This window comes from Ensifer sp. YR511 (assembly GCF_900103045.1).
GTDB lineage: Bacteria > Pseudomonadota > Alphaproteobacteria > Rhizobiales > Rhizobiaceae > Ensifer > Ensifer adhaerens.
In genome coordinates this window covers 154,830-171,281 of the sequence record NZ_FNGR01000007.1, presented here as the reverse complement: position 1 = coordinate 171,281, position 16,452 = coordinate 154,830, and the positions used below count along the sequence as shown (strand labels likewise).

17 protein-coding genes and 1 tRNA gene are annotated in these 16,452 nt (G+C 63.6%); 8 read left to right on the top strand and 10 right to left on the bottom strand.

Going from position 1 to position 16,452, the window contains the following annotated elements; translation table 11 throughout:
* Positions 1–2 precede the first annotated feature (2 nt).
* Positions 3–1,829, top strand: coding sequence for a translation elongation factor 4 (gene lepA, locus BLU15_RS15365; protein WP_370689543.1), 1,827 nt, complete (start codon positions 3–5; stop codon positions 1,827–1,829).
* 176 nt (positions 1,830–2,005) lie between these two features.
* Here the strand turns inward: lepA and BLU15_RS15360 are convergent, their stop codons facing one another.
* Positions 2,006–3,472, bottom strand: a complete 1,467-nt coding sequence (locus BLU15_RS15360) for an MFS transporter (RefSeq protein ID WP_090296248.1) — start codon at positions 3,470–3,472, stop codon at positions 2,006–2,008.
* A gap of 130 nt (positions 3,473–3,602) precedes the next feature.
* Between BLU15_RS15360 and BLU15_RS15355 the strand changes: the two genes are divergently transcribed.
* Positions 3,603–4,217 (top strand): TetR/AcrR family transcriptional regulator, encoded by a 615-nt coding sequence (locus BLU15_RS15355; protein WP_060608511.1) that lies wholly within the window; start codon positions 3,603–3,605, stop codon positions 4,215–4,217.
* 191 nt (positions 4,218–4,408) lie between these two features.
* On the opposite strand, the gene BLU15_RS15350 is transcribed toward BLU15_RS15355, so the two are convergent.
* The 4 genes from BLU15_RS15350 to BLU15_RS15335 are packed head-to-tail and all read right to left on the bottom strand — an operon-like array spanning position 4,409 to position 6,738.
* Positions 4,409–4,921, bottom strand: coding sequence for a GNAT family N-acetyltransferase (locus BLU15_RS15350; RefSeq protein ID WP_234824394.1), 513 nt, complete (start codon positions 4,919–4,921; stop codon positions 4,409–4,411).
* A gap of 25 nt (positions 4,922–4,946) precedes the next feature.
* Positions 4,947–5,510 carry a sugar O-acetyltransferase gene (locus tag BLU15_RS15345; RefSeq protein ID WP_060580583.1) on the bottom strand — a complete coding sequence of 188 codons (564 nt, stop codon included), beginning with the start codon at positions 5,508–5,510 and terminating at the stop codon, positions 4,947–4,949.
* The gene (locus BLU15_RS15340; protein ID WP_090296246.1) at positions 5,507–5,986 is read right to left on the bottom strand and encodes a GFA family protein; all 480 of its coding nucleotides are present in this window, start codon (positions 5,984–5,986) and stop codon (positions 5,507–5,509) included. The genes BLU15_RS15345 and BLU15_RS15340 overlap by 4 nt, the downstream gene beginning before the upstream one ends.
* The gene (locus tag BLU15_RS15335) at positions 5,983–6,738 is read right to left on the bottom strand and encodes a type 1 glutamine amidotransferase (protein WP_090296418.1); all 756 of its coding nucleotides are present in this window, start codon (positions 6,736–6,738) and stop codon (positions 5,983–5,985) included. The genes BLU15_RS15340 and BLU15_RS15335 overlap by 4 nt, the downstream gene beginning before the upstream one ends.
* A gap of 354 nt (positions 6,739–7,092) precedes the next feature.
* On the opposite strand from BLU15_RS15335, the gene rnk reads away from it, so the two are divergent.
* Positions 7,093–7,497, top strand: a complete 405-nt coding sequence (gene rnk, locus BLU15_RS15330; protein ID WP_090296243.1) for a nucleoside diphosphate kinase regulator — start codon at positions 7,093–7,095, stop codon at positions 7,495–7,497.
* Positions 7,498–7,592: 95 nt separating this feature from the next.
* On the opposite strand, the gene BLU15_RS15325 is transcribed toward rnk, so the two are convergent.
* On the bottom strand, positions 7,593–8,048 hold the full coding sequence (locus tag BLU15_RS15325) for a DoxX family protein (protein WP_029742404.1): 456 nt from the start codon (positions 8,046–8,048) through the stop codon (positions 7,593–7,595).
* A 214-nt stretch (positions 8,049–8,262) separates the two neighbouring features.
* On the opposite strand from BLU15_RS15325, the gene BLU15_RS15320 reads away from it, so the two are divergent.
* Together BLU15_RS15320 and BLU15_RS15315 are read left to right on the top strand one after the other, a co-directional pair.
* The gene (locus tag BLU15_RS15320; RefSeq protein WP_090296241.1) at positions 8,263–8,544 is read left to right on the top strand and encodes an Rdx family protein; all 282 of its coding nucleotides are present in this window, start codon (positions 8,263–8,265) and stop codon (positions 8,542–8,544) included.
* Positions 8,545–8,627: 83 nt separating this feature from the next.
* Positions 8,628–8,972 (top strand): YqaA family protein, encoded by a 345-nt coding sequence (locus tag BLU15_RS15315; RefSeq protein ID WP_090296415.1) that lies wholly within the window; start codon positions 8,628–8,630, stop codon positions 8,970–8,972.
* Positions 8,973–8,986: 14 nt separating this feature from the next.
* On the opposite strand, the gene BLU15_RS15310 is transcribed toward BLU15_RS15315, so the two are convergent.
* A complete protein-coding gene (locus BLU15_RS15310) occupies positions 8,987–9,613 on the bottom strand; it encodes a ribonuclease D (RefSeq protein ID WP_090296238.1) in 627 nt (208 codons plus the stop codon).
* Between the two features lie 107 nt (positions 9,614–9,720).
* Here BLU15_RS15310 and BLU15_RS15305 point away from each other — a divergent pair, with 107 nt between their 5' ends.
* The 3 genes from BLU15_RS15305 (at position 9,721) to BLU15_RS15295 (ending at position 13,426) form a co-directional block, all read left to right on the top strand.
* Positions 9,721–10,032, top strand: a complete 312-nt coding sequence (locus BLU15_RS15305; RefSeq protein WP_090296236.1) for a hypothetical protein — start codon at positions 9,721–9,723, stop codon at positions 10,030–10,032.
* Positions 10,033–10,241: 209 nt separating this feature from the next.
* Positions 10,242–11,270, top strand: a complete 1,029-nt coding sequence (locus BLU15_RS15300) for a hydroxyacid dehydrogenase (RefSeq protein WP_090296233.1) — start codon at positions 10,242–10,244, stop codon at positions 11,268–11,270.
* A gap of 149 nt (positions 11,271–11,419) precedes the next feature.
* Positions 11,420–13,426 (top strand): adenylate/guanylate cyclase domain-containing protein, encoded by a 2,007-nt coding sequence (locus BLU15_RS15295; protein ID WP_090296231.1) that lies wholly within the window; start codon positions 11,420–11,422, stop codon positions 13,424–13,426.
* 3 nt (positions 13,427–13,429) lie between these two features.
* On the opposite strand, the gene BLU15_RS15290 is transcribed toward BLU15_RS15295, so the two are convergent.
* The 3 genes from BLU15_RS15290 to BLU15_RS15280 form a co-directional block, all read right to left on the bottom strand.
* Entirely contained in the window at positions 13,430–14,377 is a 948-nt protein-coding gene (locus BLU15_RS15290) for an adenylate/guanylate cyclase domain-containing protein (protein WP_029742396.1), read from the bottom strand.
* A gap of 278 nt (positions 14,378–14,655) precedes the next feature.
* Positions 14,656–14,742, bottom strand: a tRNA-Leu gene (locus BLU15_RS15285).
* A 77-nt stretch (positions 14,743–14,819) separates the two neighbouring features.
* Positions 14,820–16,247, bottom strand: a complete 1,428-nt coding sequence (locus BLU15_RS15280; RefSeq protein ID WP_176960295.1) for a phosphomannomutase — start codon at positions 16,245–16,247, stop codon at positions 14,820–14,822.
* Between the last annotated feature and the right edge of the window lie 205 nt (positions 16,248–16,452).

Below are 16,452 nucleotides of genomic sequence, written 5' to 3'. Positions count from 1 at the left end.
CCATGAGCACAACATCTTCGAAGACGCCCCTTTCGCATATCCGCAACTTCTCGATCGTGGCCCACATCGACCACGGCAAGTCGACGCTTGCTGACCGGCTGATCCAGTCCACCGGTGGCCTCGCCGAGCGCGAGATGTCCGAGCAGGTGCTCGACAGCATGGATATCGAGCGTGAGCGCGGCATCACCATCAAGGCCCAGACGGTGCGCCTGCACTACAAGGCCAATGATGGCGAAACCTATGTGCTGAACCTGATCGACACCCCCGGCCACGTCGACTTCGCCTACGAAGTCTCGCGCTCGCTTTCGGCCTGCGAAGGCTCGCTGCTTGTCGTCGACGCGTCGCAGGGCGTGGAAGCCCAGACGCTCGCCAACGTCTACCAGGCGATCGACAACAACCACGAACTCGTCACCGTGCTCAACAAGATCGACCTGCCGGCGGCCGAACCGGACCGCATCAAGGAGCAGATCGAGGAAGTGATCGGCATCGACGCGTCCGACGCCGTGCTGATCTCGGCGAAGACCGGCCTCGGCATCCCTGATGTCCTCGAAGCGATCGTCACCAAGCTGCCGGCGCCGAAGAGCGACGGCGGCGATGCGGCGCCCTTGAAGGCCCTGCTCGTCGACAGCTGGTACGACACCTATCTCGGCGTCATGGTTCTCGTGCGCATCATCGACGGCACGCTCAAGAAGGGCATGACCATCCGCATGATGGGCACCGACGCCAAGTACACGATCGAACGTGTCGGCGTGCTGACCCCGAAGATGGTGGCGATGGATGCGCTCGGCCCCGGCGAGATCGGTTTCATCACCGCCTCGATCAAGGAAGTGGCCGACACCCGCGTCGGCGATACCATCACCGAGGACAAGCGCCCGACCGCAACCGCGCTGCCGGGCTTCAAGCCGGCACAGCCGGTGGTCTTCTGCGGCCTGTTCCCGGTCGATGCTGCCGACTTCGAGGACCTGCGCTCGGCGATGGGCAAGCTGCGCCTCAACGACGCCTCGTTCTCGTTCGAAATGGAATCCTCGGCAGCACTCGGCTTCGGCTTCCGTTGCGGCTTCCTCGGTCTGCTGCACCTCGAAATCATCCAGGAGCGTCTCGAGCGCGAGTTCGACCTCGACCTGATCGCGACGGCCCCGTCGGTCGTCTACAAGCTGTTCATGACGGACGGCTCGGAACGCGAGTTGCACAACCCGGCCGACATGCCCGACGTCGTCAAGATCGCAGAAATCCACGAGCCGTGGATCCGCGCGACGATCCTGACGCCCGACGACTATCTCGGCGGCATCCTCAAACTCTGCCAGGACCGCCGCGGCATCCAGATCGAGCTGACCTATGTCGGCACCCGCGCGATGCTGACCTACGACCTGCCGCTCAACGAAGTCGTGTTCGATTTCTACGACCGCCTGAAGTCGATCTCCAAGGGTTATGCCTCGTTCGACTACCAGATCACCGAGCACAAGGAAGGCAACCTTGTGAAGATGTCGATCCTCGTCAACGGCGAGCCGGTCGATGCGCTGTCGATGATGGTGCACCGGATGGCAGCCGAAAAGCGCGGCCGCGAAATGTGCGAAAAGCTCAAGGAGCTGATCCCGAAGCACATGTTCAAGATCCCGATCCAGGCGGCCATCGGCGGCAACGTGATTGCCCGCGAAACCATCTCGGCGCTGCGCAAGGACGTGACCGCCAAGTGCTACGGCGGCGACGCCACCCGCAAGCGCAAGCTGCTCGAAAAGCAGAAGGCCGGCAAGAAGCGCATGCGCCAGTTCGGCAAGGTGGAGATCCCGCAGGAAGCCTTCATCGCCGCCCTCAAGATGGGCGACGAGTAAGCGGCAGCGCCGCATGTTTCAACGTTTGTAAAGGGCGGCCCTCGGGTCGCCCTTTTTGGTTTGTGAAGGTGAGGCGATGCTGGAGCAGCAAGATTGGTCGCACGCAGGCGTGGTTTCCCGGACTAGCTACTCCGTTATTCTGGGCCACGGCGTCTCACAGTGACCTCTCACGACGGTTACTCCGGCAGCTTCTTCGGCAGCCAGAGCCAGGCCATGATACCCAATGCGAGCAGCGACAGTGCGCCGACGCCGGCCGCGATGTGAAGACCGGTGAGGAAGGCGTCCTTGGCCTGCAGCACCGTTTCAGAAGCAAGGCCCGGCTGATCGAGGGTTTCGTTCAGCGTGCCGGCCACGCCGGGGCCGAGCAGCCGGAAGCTGAGTGCCGCCAGTGAACCCAGAAGCGTGATACCGAGCGCATTTCCGAGTTCGTTGCTGGTCTCGGCGATCGAGCCCGCGGCACCGGCGCGTTCGGCAGGCACCGCCGACACGGCGATCTCGGCGACGAGGCTGAAGGAGAGGCCGTAGCCGATGCCCGCAACCACAGTCGAGGCGATGAGCGCTGCCACGCCCGCCTCGGTGCTCGTGAGGAGCAGCAGAAAGAGGCCGGCTGCGATCAGGAAATGCGTCGCAACAAGCGCCGTCTTGCGGCCGACCACATCGACGATGCGCGCTGTCCCGACACAAGTCGCCATCAGCACGACGGCGCCGGGCAAGGTCAAAAGTGCTGCGGTAAAAACATCGAAGCCGAGGACCGATTGCAGATAGATGCCCGAGAGGTAACCGACGGCGGACCAGACGACCAGCGGCAGGAGGCCGGTGAGAATGGCGATGGAAAAGATGCGGTCCCGGAACAGGCCGAGGTCGAGCAGCGGATAGGCGATCCGCGTTTGCCTGCGAAGAAACAACGCGATGGCGAGGACGCCGACGATCCCGGAGAGCGTCTGCAGCGGCGTGAAGCCGTAGGCGGCCGCGGTCTTCAGCGAATAGGTGGTGAGCAGGATACCGGCCAAGGACAGGACAAGGCTTGGCAGGTCAATGCGGCCATAGGTCGTGGAGCGCACCTCGCGAAGCAGAATGGGTGCAGCGACCAGGAAGCCAAGCACGACGGGAACGTTGATCAGGAACACCACGCCCCACTCGAGCCGCTGCAACAGGATGCCGCCGATAACCGGACCGATGGCGAAACCGGCTGCAAAGGTGGCGGCGAAGATGCCGATCGCCTGCGCCCGCAGTCGTGGATCCGGAAACAGCGCGCTGACGATTGCCAGCCCCGAGGGCAGCAATGTCGCGCCGCCGAGCCCCATCAGCGCCCGGGAAGCAATCAACGCCATGGGCGACTGCGCATAGGCCGCACCGAGCGATCCTGCACCGAAGATCACCGCGCCGATCATGATCAGCTTCAACCGCCCGTAGCGATCGCCGATATTGCCGAAGGCAATCAGCAGCGAACCGACGACGAAACCGTAGATATCGAGGATCCAGAGCGCCTGGTCGGCGGTGGGCAAGAGAGCCGAGGTCACGCGCGGCATGGCGAGATAGAGGATGGAGCCATCCATGGCCACGATGAGGACCAGTGGCAGCACGGCGATGAGGCCGAGCCATGCGCTTCGGCCTTGGGAGTGAGGGAGTGAGACGTCAGTCATTGGGCACGGATCCTTTGCAAACGGCATGCGTCGGCATGCCGCTTCGGCCGCCGGCCGTCAGGCAGGCGGGTGGTTGCGGTTGGGTGATATCTTCTATATACTTAAGGTAAGTTACTTTTGGTATATAGTGATGTCAAGCACCATGGAAAGAGACACGGTCACCGCAAAACGCGTTCGCCTCACCCGCGAGCAGCGGCTACGCCAGCTGCTGGACGTCGCATGGAGGCTCGTTCGCGAGGAAGGGACCGATGTGCTGACGCTGCCGCGCCTGGCCGAGGAAGCGGCCGTCGCCAAGCCGGTCGTCTATGATCATTTCGGAACACGCAACGGACTGCTCGCCGCGCTCTACCAGGATTTTGATGTGCGCCAGACGGTGGTGATGGACGCTGCCATCGCCGCGAGCGACCCAACGCTGGAAGCGACAGTCAGGACGATTGCCGCCTCCTATGTCGACTGCGTGCTCACGCAGGGTCGCGAGATGCCCGGCGTGCTGGCGGCTCTCGCCGGCTCGCCCGAGCTTGCGGCCGTCAAACGGGACTATCAGCTGGTCTATATCGAAAAGTGCCGAAAGGTGCTGGGCCCGTTCATCGGGCAGAGGGGCATCGCACAGGCCGGTTTCTGGGCAATGCTCGGCGCAGCCGATGGCTTGTCCCACGCTGCAGCGACGGGCGAAATCACCGCCGACGAGGCTCAGGACGAGCTTTACGAGACGATCATTGCCATGGTGAACAGAAGCGGCCGTTAGAGCGGCACGCTTTCAAGAGATGCCCTTTGCGAGCGTCGGCGCTCTTTTATCGCCGACGCCTCTCGCCAAGGCGTGGGGCCGATCTCCGCAAGACCGATCCAGCCTATGGTGTCAGCTGCCTCCCGGGACTGAACTTCGGGCCCGGGGATGAAGACCGGGAGGGTGGCGCTGCCAGAGCGGCAGTGCTCGCCTCATCCGTCCTCAAGCACGTACCGCTTCGAAATGCGATCCACCAACTGCCCGTCCTTCAGCGGCACCGCCTTGTCGACCTTGTAGTCGACGAAACCCATCTTGCCGTAATAGCTGAGCCCGCTGACATTGTCCGCACGGATGGTGGCGTTGAGGGCTTTCAGGCCGATCGAGCGGGCGAAGTCGCAAGTGGCATTAAAGAGCGCCGTGCCGGCGCCGGGCACCTTGTTGTCGGGGCGCGAGAACGTGCCGATGTCGGCCCAATCCTGCGGTATGCCGTCCCACTGGTCGAGCGCCTGGAAGGCGCAAGGCTCACCCGCATCGTCCTCGGCGACGAAGCAGCTGACGAAGCCCGGGCCGGCGAGATAGTGCGCCACGAAGCTCTCAGGCGTGAACGGCGTCTGATGGGCCGTGGTGCCACCGATCGCGATGATCTCGTTGAGGAAAGCGCACAACGCAGGTGCATCTTCTGGCCGCGCCGGGCGCACGTGGATCGTCTTCATCTCAATCGTCATCAAAAATCGTCCTTCTCCAATCGTCTTACGTCGACGCGCGGCGGAGCGGCCGCGCCGGGTTGCCGGCGACCACGGCGCCGGCCGCCACGTCCTTCGTCACCACCGAGCCCGCACCGACGATCGCGCCATCCCCGATCGTGACACCGCCGAGAATGATCGCGCCGCCGCCGATCCAGACATCGGCACCAATCGTCACCGGCTTGGCGACTTCGAGGCCTTGGCCGCGAAGCACGGCATCCCTGTGGTGCTCGGCGCAATAGATCTGCACGTTCGGCCCCAGCATCGTCCCCGCCCCGATCGCCACGCGGCCGCTGTCGAGGATCGTGCAGCTGGCATTGAGATAGACGCGGGCGCCAAGGTGGATGTTGATGCCGTAGGAGCAATGGAACGGCGCCTCGATGAAGACGTCGTCAGCGACCGCACCGAACAGCACCCGCAGCGCCGACGCCATGTTTCCACGCTCGATCGGCGCCATGGTGTTGTGCTGATGGACAGCAACGCGTGCCGTCATCCGAAGTGCCTCGAGTTCGTCGACGAGGCAGGAGTACCATTCTCCGGCTGCCATCTTGTCGCGTTCGCTGGCTGTCACGCTTTTGCTTTCGCTTCCGCGGCTTCGCGCCGTGCCAGGCTTTCCGGCGGCCACATCGTCTTCATGTCGTAATAAATCTCGAAAGCCGGTGCGCCGCCCTCGAGCGACAGCCAAGCAACCTTGGAGCGGGTGAAGATATGCGCATCCGGCGGGAAGTCCGAAGGGCGGTCAAGGCTTGCGATCCGGACGAAGGAAAGCCAGCCGCGCCGGCCGTAGTCGCTCCAGAGGGCCGTCTGGCATTCGGCACAGCGGTAGACATCATGCGAACGGCCGCTGTCCGTCGGAAGCGTCACGACGACCGGCTCGCCCTCAATGAGTTCGATATTGTCGCGCTCGATCACGCCGTTGACGACGAAGGCGCTACCGACCTGGCGCTGGCAATCGCTGCAATGGCAGCAGTTGACGAACATCGGCGCCGCCTTCAGCCGATAGCGGATCCTGCCGCAGAAGCAGCCGCCGTTTAATGCCTCGCTCATCCGGTAACCTCCTCCAACGCCGGTTCCTCATTCACCGCGCCGCCCTGATGGCGAACGATCGTCGCGACCCAGGCGCGAGCAAGAGACAGGCCCGCGGCATCCGCCTGGCGGCCGTGGCGCGCGGCGTGTTCGCGATAGCGCGCAAGCCAAGTGGGATCGAGCCGCTTGATGGTGTCCGGGAAAGCGCGGTTCCAGTCTTCGACCAGGTGTGTGTCGGCCTCGAAGTGGAATTGGGTGCCGTAGGCGGCGCGGCCGACGCGGAAGGCCTGATGTCGGGTGACGGCGTTTTCGGCGAGATGGACAGCCCCCTCAGGCAGCGTGAAAGTGTCTCCGTGCCACTGGAAGATCGGGAAGCTCTCACCGACGCTGGAAAGGACCGGGTCCTCGGCGCCTTCGCCGCGCACCTGCACCTCGCACCAACCGAACTCCTTGGCCTCGCCCAGCAGGTTCCGGCCCCCATAGGCGCGGGCGAGAAGCTGGCTGCCGAGGCAGATGCCGAGCACGGAACGGCCGCTGTCACCGAAGCGGCGCATCAGCGCGACAAGATCAGGCAGATAGGGATAGGCGGCATCGTCGAGCGCGCTCTGCTCGCCGCCAAGCACCACCAGTGCGTCGTATCCTTCCGGTGTTTCAGGAACGGCCTCGCCGAGATAGGCGCGGCGGATCTCGATCTCGGCCTTTGCCTCGCGAAGCGCCGTGCCGACCTGGCCGAGCTCGGTCTTCGCCATGTTTTCAACCACCAGCACCCGCATCATCGCATTCCCTTCGCATCGACCGTGGAGATTGACCACGAGCGCGGCCACTGTTCAAGAGGTCACATAGCGATGCGATGATGCGGACGGGTTCATGCGGGCCTTGACTTCGTGAGCGAACTTTCCGACCCTTGGGGCATGATGATGCCGACGATTTCTTCTCATTGCTGCTTCCGGGTGTGCCCGATCGCAGGAACCTGACCCCAGCCCGGACGCTTGCGCTCTCCGGGTCAGGGGAGCCTTTCGCGTCGGCAGAAGAAATTTCCGAGCGCGGCTGAACGAGCGCCTAATCTCCAGAAAACCTATTCGATTGCGCCCTGTCGTGCGCTTCGATTGAACGTGTCAGGTCCCATCATGGCGGCAACCCGCAAGAAACTTCCCCCGATCATCATCAATGCCGAAGACCACAAGCGGCTGACGGCGCTCGCCTCCTCCGCGCTCGAGCGCGTGCCTGATGTGGCCGAGGCACTGCTCTTTGAACTCGACCGCGCCCGGGTCGGCGCGCCCGACGCGCTGCCCGCCAACAGCGTGCAGATGGGCTCCACCGTCGCCTTCGAGGCCGACAATGGTTTTGCCAAGCAGGTGACGCTCGTCTATCCCGGCGAGGCCGATATCGAGGCCGGCCGCATCTCTGTGCTGACCCCTGTCGGCGCGGCGCTGATCGGGCTCTCCGTCGGCCAGTCGATCGACTGGCAGGACCGGTCGGGCAAGGTCCACCGGATGACCATTCGCAGCGTGACGGCGAAGGAAAGCGCCTGAGAGGTCGCGACGGCGAAAGCCTCACCAGCTGCAAGACGAAAACGGGGAGGCCGGTTTTCACCGCCTCCCCGTTTTTCTAAGCGTCGTTCATTCGATCAGAACTGCTTGCCGAGCTTGGCGTCGACAGACTGGCTGTTGGCGCCGCGGATGGCGAAGAAGAACAGGATCGCTGCCCAGAGGATCGACTTCTCCGCGCCGAAGAGGCCCTCACCCTGCACGATGCCATGGAAGTAGACGGTGACGAGCAGAACGATCATGCCGGCAAAGGCAGCCGGGCGCGTCAACAAACCGATCGCGATCAAAATGCCGCCGAAGAATTCGGTCGCGGCGAGCAGCGGCGACCAGAAGACGCCGGGATAGAAGCCGAGGCCCTCGACCATGCCGATCGCGCCGAAGGGATTGGTGATCTTGCCAAAACCGTGAACCGCAAGCAGAGCGCCGGCGAGCACACGCAACAGCGTTTCGGCGGATGTATTGAGCGGCAGATAGATCTTTTCCAGCGCCGGCAGGATGGCGCGCGGGCGGGAACTGGAAACGGTGACGTCGGTCATTAAGGGGCCTCTCCGGCGGTTGGGTGCGACAATTTGTGCAATGCCGCATTGTCTCGCCGCGACGACAGCGCAAAGCAAGCTATCCGCCGATAAAAACATGACTAAATTGGTTGACAATCGTGTGAGCGCAGCGTGAGCATGAGCCCCGGAACGCAGTTGTTTCCAACTGAGGCGACCGCTATGGTCGCCGCCCGAAGCACATCCGAGACACCCGATGGACCAGAAGCCGCGCATCACCATCCTTTACTGCACCCAGTGCAGCTGGCTGCTTCGCGCCGGCTGGATGGCGCAGGAACTGCTGCAGACGTTCGGGCAGTCGCTCGGCGAAGTGGCGCTCATTCCCGGCACCGGCGGCAATTTCGAGATCCGCGTCGATGACGCGCTCATCTGGGAGCGCAAGCGGGACGGCGGTTTCCCCGGGCCGAAGGAACTGAAGCAGCGCATCCGCGACATCATCGAGCCGGAGCGCGATCTCGGTCATACGGACAGGAGCTGATCCTGGATTTCGGAATTCTTGCCGGCGTCTTTTCCGCGGCCTTCCTGTCGGCGACGTTGCTTTTCGGCATGTCGGAAGCTGCGATCGTGGCCGCCGCCCTGCACGGCGAAACGAGCCGCCCTGCCCTCTTCATCGCCGCGACATCAGGCAACGTGCTCGGCGCCGTCGTCAATTTTGCGCTCGGGCGTTTTCTGATCCGCTTCGAGGGGCGCCGGTGGTTTCCAGTTTCGCCCACCAATCGGCAAAAGGCAGAGGCGCTCTTTGCCCGCTACGGCCAGCCGGTGCTGCTTCTTTCCTGGCTGCCGGTCATCGGCGACCCACTGACGCTGGTCGCCGGATTGCTGCGCATGAAGCTGCTGCTGTTCCTGCTGTTCGTCACCATCGGCAAGGCCGCACGTTATGCGGTCGTCCTTTACCTGACGCCATAACAGCCCCGCACAACTCAGCTGTGCGCGAAGATATCCGTCTCGTCCCAGCCAAGCAGGTCAAGCTTGGAGCGCGTCGGCAGGAAGGCGAAGCAGGCTTCGGCATGCTCGATGCGACCATCGCGGATGAGGCGCGCCGTCAGCTTGTCGCGCAGCGCATGCAGGTGCAGCACGTCGGAGGCGGCATATTCGAGCTGCGCCTGCGACAGGGTCTCTGCTGCCCAGTCGGACGACTGCTGCTGCTTGGAAATGTCGACGTCGAGCATTTCCTTGAGGTTGTCCTTGAGGCCGTGGCGATCGGTGTAAGTGCGGGTCAGCCGCGAGGCGATCTTGGTGCAGAAGACCGGCGTCGTCGTCACCCCGAAGGTATGGAAGAGGACGGCGATATCGAAGCGGCCGAAATGGAAGATCTTCTGGCGGGCCGGATCGGCAAGCATGGCGACGAGGTTCGGCGCTTGCTTCTGGCCGGCTGCGATGCGGATCACGTCGGCCGTACCGTCGCCCGGAGACAGCTGCACCACGCAAAGGCGATCACGGCGGGGGATGAGGCCGAGCGTTTCCGTGTCGATCGCGATTGCGCCTCGATAACGGTCGGCGTCGGTTGCGGAGATATCGCCTTCATGGAACCGTATTGCATTCGCCATCGAAAATCCCCAGATCAAACGAAGTGGTGTGGCCTATAGCGCAAGTTTGGCGTCGGCGATACCGTAGTCACGTTCCGCCCGCCGGCTGCCCTTTGAAAGTCCTGACGATGACGCCTTTTCAACCCGCCCTCGCTCTCTCCACGCTCGCGCTGGCGATCGGGCTGACGGCCATGCCGGCACCGGCGCAGACCTATCGGGACCTGCCGGGCGTGCGCCAGATGGATCCGTTGAATGGTGGTGGCGACCAAACCGTATGCGAGCAGACCTTTGTCGACCGAAACTATCCGTTCGAATCGTCGGCCCGCGGCGGCCCCATCTACGACACGATCTACAACTGCCGCCGTGGCGACGGGCCGGTCTTCCAGGGCAGCGACCTGCCGCCTTCGCTCTATCGGCAGAAGCGTGGTCTCGGCTACTAAGCAAAAACACGACAAGCAATCCTCGTGCGAAGACAGCATCGGGACCGCCACGCCGCTTGGCAAGCGGCGGAACGGTTCCTAGCCTCACGGCCAGAGCATGGGCGTCCTCCGTCTCAGCGCCGCGCAAAGGTCACGGTAGCGCTTTGAGGTGCTGCATGTTTTTATCCTTCGATCGACCCGATCAAAGGAAACCTGCAGTGGGAGGAACCATGCCCGACAACCGGCCGCTTGCCATCAGTGCACCCGCACCACGCACGCTCGATCTCATCTTCACACCGGAAACCCTCAAGGACCTGCATCGCCGCTACCGCATCGTCGAAGCGGACCCGGAGGATATCGCCGGCCTTGGCGACGACGTGCTCGGCAACGCCCACTACATCATCGGCCAGCCCCCGCTCGACCACGCCACCCTCAGGCGCATGAGCCAGCTGAAAGCGATCCTCAACGTCGAAAGCAACCTGATCAACAACATGCCCTATGAGGTGCTGTTCGAGCGCGGCATCCATGTGGTGACCACCGGGCAGGTCTTTGCCGAGCCGGTGGCGGAACTCGGCCTCGCCATGGCGCTCAACATCGCCCGCGGCGTCGTCGACGCCGACCTTTCCTTCCGTGAAGGCCGCGAACTCTGGGGTGGCGATGGCAACCGTTCGGCGCGCCTGCTTTCCGGCTCCGAGATCGGCATCATCGGCTTCGGCGATCTCGGCAAGGCCCTGAACCGCTTGCTCTCCGGCTTCCGGGCGAAAATCCGCGTCTTCGACCCCTGGATGCCGGCCTCGATCCTGCGGGACAATGGCGTTGAACCGGCTTCGCTCGAGACCGTGCTGGGCGAAAGCGACTTCGTCTTCGTCGTTGCTTCCGTTACCAGCGAGAACGAAGGCTTCCTTGGCGAGAAGGCGTTTGCCCGCATGCGTCCGGGTGCCGCCTTCATTCTCCTCAGTCGCGCCGGCGTCGTCGATTTCGAGGCGCTGATGGCCGCGGTCGCAAGCGGCCATATCGTGGCGGCGAGCGACGTCTTTCCGGAGGAGCCCCTGCCGCTCGACCATCCCGTTCGCCGCATGCCGGGCTTCCTGCGTTCGGCGCACCGCGCCGGCGCGCTCGACAGCGCCTTCAAGAAGATGGGCGACATGGTGCTCGAAGACATGGACCTGATGGATCGCGGCCTGCCACCGATGCGCTGCAAGCGTGCCGAGCGCGAAACCGTCGCGCGCATGCGCTCGAAGCCGGTAACGGTGAACTGAGACATTTTTCGCTGCGGATCTCGGCGGGATCGTGCATCCCGCCGATTAACGTGTTTTATGGGATTCGCATTTAACTTTTCTTGCACATGCGATCAACCTTGCACGTTAAGGTCGTCGCCGAGGCATCGTTACGGAATCAGAGAAACGCGATGGTAGACACGGCGCCCGGCGCTCGACAAGGCAAAGCACGCGATGGCTGGAACAGTTCGCTGCGATCGCTGTTCAGCCTCGTCATGGTCGCCATGCTGATCGTGGTTTCCGCGACGCTTGTCGGGCTCGACTACCATCGCTCGCGCAACGCCGCGATCGCTGATGCCGAGGCCAACATGCGCGGCTTCATGAACCGCCTTGTCGACCGGCTGGGCGTGCTCTCGGGCGACACTTCCGCCCTCGTCAATCTCGTCTCCTCCGTCGCCAATTCCTTCCTCGTGCCCCCGCCTGAGCGCATGAACGACAAGGTGGCGGTGCTTCGTGAAGGCATCACCCGCTCGCCGCACATCGATGGGGTCTATGTCGGCTACCCCAACGGCGCCTTCTTTCAGGTCGTCGACCTCAAGCAGGTTGCCTGGCGCATGGCGCTCGACGCGCCCCGTGGCGCCGCCATTGCGGTGCGCTCGATGGAAAGGGACTCAAACGGCAAGCCGCTCCAGCGCGTTCTCTTCGTCGACAAGGACGGCACGCAATTCTCCGAACGGCGGCTACCGCCATCGAGCTTCGACCCGCGCACGCGACCCTGGTATCGCGCGGCCGTCAACGGCAAGGCCGCGGTCTCGACTGGACCCTATGAAAGCGCCACCACCGAAACACTGGGCATGACCATCTCGCAGGCGCATCGCGGCAATCCGCAGATCGTCATCGGCGCCGATGTCGTGCTCGATACGATCACCGACTTCCTCGCCCGCGAACGGCTGACTGCTGGTTCGGTGTCCTTCATCCTCGATGCCGTCGGCCGGCCGATCATCCATTCCGACCGGGTGATGATGCGACGCATCATGGCTGCCAAGGATAAGGACGCCCCGATCGTGCAGGCCGACAGCGACCCGCTGATCCAGAGCATCCGCCAACATCCACCAGCGCCCGGCAAGGCCGACTTCGTCCAAGTCGGGGACCGCACCTACCTCGTCATGGTAACGCCGCTCGAATCCGCGCTGCTTCTCTCCGGCAACCGCGCCGTGGTGGCCGCACCGCTCGACGAATTGATGGCGGACGCCAACAAGACGCTCGTTCAGGGGCTGGCGATTTCCGGGGCCGTGGTAGCCTTGGCGGTACTCGCCTCGCTGGTACTGGCGCATCTGATTACCAAGGGGCTCAACCAGCTGACCGCCAGCGCCAACCGGCTGCAGGACCTCGACTTCACCACCCCGATCGATGTTTCCTCGCATGTCAGCGAAATCTCGACCCTCGGCGGCGCCATGAACCGGGCCCGCGATGCAATCTTCACCTTTGCGCTCTATGTGCCGAAGGAACTGGTGCGCAAGGGCATCGAATCCGGCCATTTCAGCGGCCGCTCCGCCTGGCGTCAGGAAGTCACCGCGCTCTTCACCGACATCTACGATTTCACCACGCTCAGCGAACGGCATTCGCCCGAGGAGGTGGTGGCGATGCTGTCGGAGTATTTCGATATCTTCAGCGAGACGGTCGGCGAGCACGACGGCACGATCATCCAGTTCCTCGGCGATTCGGTCTTTGCCATGTGGAACGCCCCGGCACCGGACGACAAACACGCCGAGAATGCCTGTCGGTGCGCGCTCGCGGTCCAGCAGCGCCTCAGCATCTTCAACGAAGCACAGCGCAAGAAAGGACTGCCGGAGTTCCGCACACGCTTCGGCATTCACACCGGCACCGCCGTCGTCGGCAATGTCGGCGCCAAGGAGCGGCTGCAATATACCGCCATGGGCGACACGGTGAACGTCGCCTCGCGCCTCGAGGGCATGAACAAGAACTACGGCACGATGATCATGGCGAGCGGCGCGGTCGTTGCCCATACGGGTGGCACGATCCACTTCCGGCCGCTCGGCACAGCGCAGGCCAAGGGCCGGGCCTCGGCCCTGGAGATTTACGAAGTGCTGGACGCGGAGCCGAAAGAGCCGGAAGCCCTCGATGACGGCCCGAAGACACACGACAACTTGTCGGCCGGCTCCGAAAGCCGCGAATAGACGTCAGGAGCCGAGGCGGCGGTTCTGCCGGGTGACCCAGCGAATGCCGCCGACCACGGCGAAGGCGAGCAGTGGCCAGACGGCCCAGAAGACGCCGCGCCAGGTCAAGAGATTGATGGTGAGAAGCACCAATCCCGAGAGCACCAGTATGCCGATGCTGCGGTCCACCCACGGGTTGGTCTTGATCCAGGCAAGGCCGGCAAGGATGGCGAGGCCAAGCAGCGGCCAGACGGACCAGAAGGTTCCGTTCCAGGTCAACAGGTTGAGAGCGACCAAGCCAGCGGCAACGATGTAGAGAACCGGGAGCGATCCGCTCCTGATTGCCGCAATCACGCCCACCGGCTCCGGACGCGGCTTGGCCGCCTCGGCAGCGGCTGCTTCAGCACGGCGGCCGAAGGTCTCGGCGGCAAAGGTCGGACGGGGATCGTCCGCGCCGATGCGCACAGCATAGCTCGGCACACCGCCATCGATGTTCTTGACCTCAAGAGGCCCCAGAAAATCGAAACCGACGGCGACCTTGTTGCGCACCTGGTCGTACACGGTGTTGGAGATGACGATGCCGCCAGCCGGCGCGGACGCCTGCAGCCTGGCTGCAACATTGACGCCGTCGCCGTAGAGATCGTCGCCCTCGGCGATCACGTCGCCGAGATTGATGCCGATGCGAAACAGCATCTGCTCGTCGGCCGCGCATTTCTCGTTGCAGCCGGCGAGTTCGTTCTGCACGTCGATCGCGGTTCGCAGCGCTTCCACGACGCTCGGAAACTCGGCGATCAGTCCATCACCCCAGGTGTTGACGACACGGCCCTCATGCGCCTCGATGAGCCTTCCCATGGCATCGCGATGGCGCTTCAACGTGGCGAGCGTGCCCTCCTCGTCGGCGCGCATCAGCCGCGTGTAGTCCTGGACGTCCGCGGAGAATATGGTCGTCAGCTTGCGACGTGTCTCAGACATCGCTTCGTCCTTCTCAAAGCCGCCGCCCCGGCGGACGATAACATGGGACCGCCCTCACGCGGAAAGCCTGCCCTTCATAGCCGATAGAATATCAATGCTGCCGGCCCAAGCTTCAAGGCGCACCACGCGAAAATATCCTGAGCATGCAACCATCCTGGTCGAAGAGCGAGGCTCGGAAGGCAGGAAATCGCCACGGAATCCGGACAAACACCAGAAACGAAAAAACCCCGGCGAACCGGGGTTTTTCAAAACCAAATCAAAGATTTGGTTTGGGAATTTGGTGCCCAGAAGAGGACTCGAACCTCCACACCCTTTCGAGTACCAGCACCTGAAGCTGGCGCGTCTACCAATTCCGCCATCTGGGCGACGAGCGGGTGTGTAAAAGGCTCGAGTCGAAGTGTCAACAGGCTTTTTGAAGTTTTCGTGTCGGAGGACAAAAAACTCAGTTCGAGGCGGTTTTTGCCCAATGCCGGATTGTGGATAGACCGCTCGACAGCAGTCCCTCGGCCGCCTCGGCCGTGTCCGCCTCGACATAGCAACGCATCTCCGGTGCATTTCCGGAGGGGCGGAAGTGAACGATGCGACCGTCGTCAAGCGTCACCCGCAGCCCGTCGATATCGCTGACGGCGACCGGCCGGCCGATCGGCGCCAGGAATGCCGCGAGATTTTCGTCGCCGCCGCGCAAATAGGCCATCAGGCGGGCGCTGGTTTCGACCGGGAAGTTTTCGAGCCGGTCGCTGAGCGCCACGGGAAGCCGATAGGAGGCGGCCAGCACCGACAGCGAGAGTTTGGCCTCTGCCGCCGCAGCCAGTGCGGCGACGATCGGCAGGACGCAGTCGCGAGTGGGCAGCGGCTGGAGGGTTGCGCCGTTGACGACGAAGGGGCTGGCCGTCAACGTGCCGCCATTGGCCTCGAAGCCGGCGACCTTGGTCGACCCCTCGTCCAGGGCCTCCTGCATTCCGGCGATCACGAAGGGCGACCCGACGCGGGTACGCAGCACGGAGAGCCCTTCCCTGCGCTCCAGGCCCGAATTCGAGGTGACCGGCGTGACGACAAGCGTCGCACCGAGGAAGCCGCAGGCAATCAGCCCGAGGAGATCGCCGCGCAGCGGCAAGCCGTTCTCGTCCGCGACCAGCGGCCGGTCGCCGTCGCCGTCCGCCGAGACAATCGCATCGAGCCGGTGTTCGCGGGCCCATTCCTGAAGGCGTTCGATCGTGTCGGTGGACACCGCTTCGGTATCGACGGGGATAAAGTGTTCCGAACGTCCAAGGGCGACGACCTCGGCGCCAAAGAAGGCGATCAGATCGGCGAGAAGATCCCGCGCGACGGTGCTGTGCTGGTAGACGCCGACCTTGAGGCCGGCGAGCGCGCCGGCGGGCAACAACTGCCGGTTTCGCTGGATGAAGAGCGAGGATGCGCGGGACGCATGGTCCTCACCAATCCCCTGATTGGCGACCGGCACGATCTGCCCGGCGATTTCATCGGCAATCCGGCTGATGGCGACTTCATCTTCCTTGTCGATTTCGCCATCCGGCCGATAAAACTTGATGCCGTTCCGATCGGCCGGGATATGGGAGCCGGTGATCATCAGACCGGCCGCTCCGCATTCGCGGCCATAAAGCGCAAGCGCCGGCGTCGGCACCGTGCCGCAATCGAAGACGCGCAGTCCTTCGCGCGCGAGTGCCGAGGCACAGACTGCCGCGATTTCCGGGCTCGAATCGCGAAAGTCGCGGGCGATCACGATCGGGTCACCCGGCTGGCTGCGCCCGGACGTCAGAAGATAGCGCGCAAACGCGGTCGCGTAGCGGGCCGAAGGCTCACCCCTCAGTTCCTCTGAAAGGCCACGCAGGCCGCTGGTACCAAACTTCAACTGCATCGCATTCTCCGCTGCCCGCTGCCGGGCGAAAAAGGGACAGAAACAAAACGGCGCGCACGCGGGACAAGCGCTTTCCGGGCAAGTTGGCCAAAGGCCGGAGCTCCGAGGCTCCCTTCTGCACGCTCCCTGCCCATTGCCATGAATAAACCAAGAAATGCAAACGTAATACAGACAGGGACACAACCGGAAGGCAGTGCTT

What these genes read in the sequence shown, in the direction of transcription:
- BLU15_RS15340 (WP_090296246.1), bottom strand. Translation starts at nt 5,986, where the DNA reads ATGAGCGAGGCATTAAACGGCGGCTGCTTCTGCGGCAGGATCCGCTAT.
- BLU15_RS15290 (WP_029742396.1), bottom strand. Translation starts at nt 14,377, where the DNA reads ATGTCTGAGACACGTCGCAAGCTGACGACCATATTCTCCGCGGACGTC.
- BLU15_RS15335 (WP_090296418.1), bottom strand. Translation starts at nt 6,738, where the DNA reads ATGCGGGTGCTGGTGGTTGAAAACATGGCGAAGACCGAGCTCGGCCAG.
- BLU15_RS15320 (WP_090296241.1), top strand. Translation starts at nt 8,263, where the DNA reads ATGGACCAGAAGCCGCGCATCACCATCCTTTACTGCACCCAGTGCAGC.
- BLU15_RS15300 (WP_090296233.1), top strand. Translation starts at nt 10,242, where the DNA reads ATGCCCGACAACCGGCCGCTTGCCATCAGTGCACCCGCACCACGCACG.
- BLU15_RS15295 (WP_090296231.1), top strand. Translation starts at nt 11,420, where the DNA reads ATGGTAGACACGGCGCCCGGCGCTCGACAAGGCAAAGCACGCGATGGC.
- BLU15_RS15350 (WP_234824394.1), bottom strand. Translation starts at nt 4,921, where the DNA reads ATGACGATTGAGATGAAGACGATCCACGTGCGCCCGGCGCGGCCAGAA.
- BLU15_RS15355 (WP_060608511.1), top strand. Translation starts at nt 3,603, where the DNA reads ATGTCAAGCACCATGGAAAGAGACACGGTCACCGCAAAACGCGTTCGC.
- BLU15_RS15305 (WP_090296236.1), top strand. Translation starts at nt 9,721, where the DNA reads ATGACGCCTTTTCAACCCGCCCTCGCTCTCTCCACGCTCGCGCTGGCG.
- BLU15_RS15325 (WP_029742404.1), bottom strand. Translation starts at nt 8,048, where the DNA reads ATGACCGACGTCACCGTTTCCAGTTCCCGCCCGCGCGCCATCCTGCCG.
- rnk (WP_090296243.1), top strand. Translation starts at nt 7,093, where the DNA reads ATGGCGGCAACCCGCAAGAAACTTCCCCCGATCATCATCAATGCCGAA.
- lepA (WP_370689543.1), top strand. Translation starts at nt 3, where the DNA reads ATGAGCACAACATCTTCGAAGACGCCCCTTTCGCATATCCGCAACTTC.
- BLU15_RS15360 (WP_090296248.1), bottom strand. Translation starts at nt 3,472, where the DNA reads ATGACTGACGTCTCACTCCCTCACTCCCAAGGCCGAAGCGCATGGCTC.
- BLU15_RS15310 (WP_090296238.1), bottom strand. Translation starts at nt 9,613, where the DNA reads ATGGCGAATGCAATACGGTTCCATGAAGGCGATATCTCCGCAACCGAC.